The following is a 3,077-nucleotide window of genomic DNA, read 5'->3' as shown; positions in this document are numbered from 1 at the left end:
GTTGAGGGGCGTGTTCAAGCCGGGCTGAAAGTCAAAGCCCTCCCCCCTCGAGGGGGAGGGCTTTGACTTTCAGCCCGGCTTGAACACGCCCCTCAACCCCACGACCGGCGCGAAGGCGCTGTCCAGCCCCACGACGGTTTCCGCACTGCCCAGCACCAGGGCGCCATGCGGCTCCAGCGCCTGACCGATCTGGCCGAGCGCCGCGCGCTTATGCTCGCGGTCGAAATAGATCAGCACATTGCGGCAGAAAATCAGGTCGAAGCGGCCCAGGCCCGCCGTCCCGGCCAGCAGGTTATGCGGCGCGAACCGGACCATCGACCGCACCTGCGGCGACAGCAGCCAGTTGTCGCCCGTCCGCGTGAACCAGCGCGCCAGCCGGGCGTCGGACAAGCCGCGCCTGACCTCGAAGTCGCTGTAGAGGCCGGTGCGGGCGCGCTCCAGAATGGGCAGGGACATGTCGGTGGCCAGGATGTCGATGCGCCAGCCGGGCGTCCGGTGCTGCTCCTCCATCAGCAGCATGGCCAGGGAATAGGGCTCCTGCCCGCTGGAGCAGGCGGCGCTCCAGATGCGCAAGGTTCGGCTCTGCGCCCGCGCCGCCAGCAGGTCGGGCAGGATGACGTCGCGCAGTTGATCAAAGGGCGTCGCATCGCGAAAGAAGAAGGATTCATGCGTCGCCATGGCGTCGATGCAGCGTTGAGCCAAAGCCCCGGACGGCTCGGCGCCGACCTTGGCCAGCAATTGATCCAGCCCCAGGAAGCCGTCCTTGCGCGCCAGCGGCTCCAGTCGGCTTTTCAGCAGGTAGTCCTTGTCCGCCGTCAGCACGAGGCCGGAGCGGTCCAGAACCAGCTTGCGGAAGCTTTCATAGGCGACGGTCATGCGCACGCCCTCCGAACCCAGGGCGCAATCTGGGGCAGGGGCAGGACCGCCTCGGCGAGACCCGTCTTCGCGGCGGCGCCCGGCATCCCCCAGACCACGCTGGTCGCCTCGTCCTGAACCACGAACCGCCCGCCGGCCTCGGCCACGGCGCGGCAGCCCTCGGCCCCGTCCGCCCCCATGCCGGTCAGGATGACCGCCAGCACGCCGGGGCCATAGACCGCCGCCGCCGAGCGCAGCATGGGATCGACCGAGGGTCGGCAGAAGTGCTCGGGCGCTTCCTGATTGAGACGAATGACCGGCACCTGTCCGCTGCGGCCCACCGTCATGTGCCAGCCGCCGGGGGCGACATAGATGCGGCCGGGCAGGATGGGCTCGCCGTCGCGGGCCTCGGCCGCCGGGCGTTCGCCTGTCCGTTCCAACTGCTCGGCCAGCATGGCGGTGAAGGTCGGCGGCATGTGCTGGGTCAGCAGCACCGCCTGTTCCAACTCGCCCTTCAGGTCGGCGAACAGGCTCATCAGGGCGGGCGGCGCACCCGTAGAACCGCCGATGGCCACGACCTGGGGCCGGATGGGCGGGGACAGGGGCGCGGGGCGAACGACGGGGACTGGAAGTGCGGGCGTCGGCGGCGTCGGCAGGCCGCCGCTGCGCCCCAGCGCCTTCACCTTGGCCGTCAGTTCGCGGGCGAAATCCTCGGCCCCGACCAGGCCCCCGGTCTCGGGCTTGGGCACATAGTCGGCGGCCCCGGCCTGCAAGGCTTGCAGGCTGATGCGGGCGTTTCGCCGCGTCAGGGTCGAGGCCATGATGACCTTCACCTCGGGCCGTTTCTTCAGGATCAGGGGCAGGGCGGTCAGGCCGTCCATGACCGGCATCTCGATGTCCAGAACCACGACATCAACCGCCGTCCGGTCCAGCTCCGCCAGCGCCGCCTCGCCCTGTGCGGCCCGCGCCACGACGCGCAGCGCCGGGTCACGTTCCAGCGTCTGCACGATCAGGCCGCGCACGATGGCGCTGTCGTCCACGACCATGACGCGAATGCGGGGATCTCGAACGGGCGGCGGCGCGGCTTCCAGCAAGGCGGGCATCCTCTGGGTTGAGCACTAAATATAACTCATAGTTGTAAACAAGCCGTCGCCGTGACGCGCGGGGCTGCGGGGCCTATAGAGGCCGCTTCTTTTTCACCGCCGCCCGCCGGGACATTCTCCGTGACGCCTGAAACCCCTTCGCCCATCTGCGTCGCCGCCCTCTATCGCTTTGCGCCGATTGCGGATCGCGAAGCGGTGCGGGCGCATCTGCTGGACCTGTGCGGGAGCGACGTGCGCGGCACGCTTCTGGTGGCGCACGAGGGGCTGAACGGCACCATCGCGGGACCGGACGCCGCCGTCGCCCGCGTCGTGGACGGGGTGCGCGCCCTGCCGGGCTTTGATCGGCTGGAGCTGAAATACTCGACCGCCGAGGTCATGCCGTTTCACCGCATGAAGGTGCGGCTGAAGGCCGAGATCGTCACCATGGGCGTGACCGACATCGACCCGGTCGAGGGCGTCGGCGCCTATGTCTCGCCGCAGGACTGGAACGCCCTGATCGCCGATCCGGACACCATCCTCATCGACACCCGCAATGACTATGAGGTCGAGGTCGGGGTGTTCGAGGGCGCGATCCAGCCCAATACGCGGACGTTTCGCGAGTTTCCCGACTGGTTCAGGACCGAAGGCCGCGCCCTGCTGGACCGGCCCAATCCGCCCAAGGTCGCCATGTACTGCACCGGCGGCATCCGCTGCGAAAAGGCCACCGCCTTCCTCAAGGCCGAGGGCGTCGAGCAGGTCTTCCATCTGGAAGGCGGCATCCTGAAATACCTGGAAACCATCCCCGAGCCCGAGAGCCTCTGGCGCGGCGACTGCTTCGTCTTCGACGAGCGGGTCGCGGTCGGTCACGGCCTGAAACAGGGCGACCACAGCCTGTGCCGCGGCTGCCGCATGCCGGTCAGCCCCGAGGCGCGGTTGTCGCCCCTCTATATCGAAGGCGTCTGCTGCGACCGTTGCCACGACACGCGCACCGACGAGCAGCGCGAAGGCTATGCCGAGCGGCAGAAGCAGATGGAGATCGCCGCCCGGCTCGGCATCGAGCACGTCGGGGCGGGGCCGAAGCGGGCGGAAAGCTAACCTGATCCCCCTTCCCCCTCGAGGGGGGGAAGGGCCGGGGATGGG

The 3,077-nt window shown here is 69.1% G+C and carries 3 protein-coding genes; 1 reads left to right on the top strand and 2 read right to left on the bottom strand.

Features of this window, described 5'->3' with window-relative positions; genetic code table 11:
* Positions 1–69: 69 nt before the first annotated feature.
* Positions 70–876 carry a CheR family methyltransferase gene (locus DXK21_RS16275; RefSeq protein WP_114818809.1) on the bottom strand — a complete coding sequence of 269 codons (807 nt, stop codon included), beginning with the start codon at positions 874–876 and terminating at the stop codon, positions 70–72.
* Positions 873–1,958 carry a protein-glutamate methylesterase/protein-glutamine glutaminase gene (locus DXK21_RS16270; RefSeq protein WP_211306067.1) on the bottom strand — a complete coding sequence of 362 codons (1,086 nt, stop codon included), beginning with the start codon at positions 1,956–1,958 and terminating at the stop codon, positions 873–875. The genes DXK21_RS16275 and DXK21_RS16270 overlap by 4 nt, the downstream gene beginning before the upstream one ends.
* A gap of 120 nt (positions 1,959–2,078) precedes the next feature.
* On the opposite strand from DXK21_RS16270, the gene trhO reads away from it, so the two are divergent.
* A complete protein-coding gene (gene trhO / locus DXK21_RS16265) occupies positions 2,079–3,032 on the top strand; it encodes an oxygen-dependent tRNA uridine(34) hydroxylase TrhO (RefSeq protein ID WP_114818808.1) in 954 nt (317 codons plus the stop codon).
* Positions 3,033–3,077 lie beyond the last annotated feature (45 nt).

Source organism: Brevundimonas bullata (assembly GCF_003350205.1).
Classification (GTDB): domain Bacteria; phylum Pseudomonadota; class Alphaproteobacteria; order Caulobacterales; family Caulobacteraceae; genus Brevundimonas; species Brevundimonas bullata.
This window is presented reverse-complemented; position numbering and strand designations above follow the sequence as displayed.